The organism is Corynebacterium sp. KPL4015 (genome assembly GCF_040225725.1).
GTDB lineage: Bacteria > Actinomycetota > Actinomycetes > Mycobacteriales > Mycobacteriaceae > Corynebacterium > Corynebacterium rhinophilum.
Genome location: NZ_JBEHGF010000064.1, coordinates 1 through 838, shown reverse-complemented (window position 1 = coordinate 838; position 838 = coordinate 1). Strand labels below are relative to the sequence as shown.

The window sequence follows — 838 nt, the reverse complement described above, 5'->3', positions numbered from 1 at the left end:
GCCCGTCGCAGCACACGATGAACACGTCCTGGACCCTGCGGTTGGCCAGATCTGCGCAGACTGATGCCCACAATGCAGCGCCTTCATTATCAGCGATCCACAATCCCAGGATGTGCTTGATGCCGTCTATGTCGACACCAACCGCCATGTAGCAAGCCTTATTGACCACGCGGTGGCCATCGCGAATTTTCACGCGTAGGGCGTCGAGGAAGATCACCGGGTAGAACTCATCTCACTGGCGGTTGTGCCACACCATGACCTCTTCCAAGACCGCGTCGGTAATGGTGCTGATCGTATCCGGGCTCATATTCACCCCAAGGGTGGTCGCGAGATGATGGCAAATATCGCGCACTGTCATCCCGCCGGCGTAGAGCGAGACGATCATGTCGTCGAGTTCTGTGAGCCTGCGTGCGCCCTTGGGCACCATGCGGGGAGTAAACGTGCCGGCACGATCCCTGGGCACAGTTACTTCCACCGCGCCGTATCCAGAATTGACGGTCTTGCTGTACGACCCGTTGCGGTGGTTATTCTCCTGTGAGGTTTCGACCTGGGCTTTCGTCTTGCGGTCGCAGTGGCTATAGCCCAAGTGCGCATCCATCTCTGCCTGTAGACCAGCGTTGATCGATGCCTGTAGCAATCCTTTGACCAGCTCGCTTGCATCATCAGCAGAAGCCGACAGCTCGCCGATCAAGCTGGCGAGCTTAAGGATTTTCCATCAGCTTCTTACTGATCTCGTTGACCCTCGCCGGGTCATGGCTTTTCTTCGGTAACACCGTAGTCATTATCGGTGAAACTCCTTCTAGATCAGAGCCTCACACACAAACTTCCTAACACCCTC

General features: G+C 56.2%; 1 pseudogene. It reads right to left on the bottom strand.

The features are described from left to right. Positions 1-782: pseudogene (locus ABRP64_RS11640) on the bottom strand (IS256 family transposase); the annotation flags it as partial. Positions 783-838 lie beyond the last annotated feature (56 nt).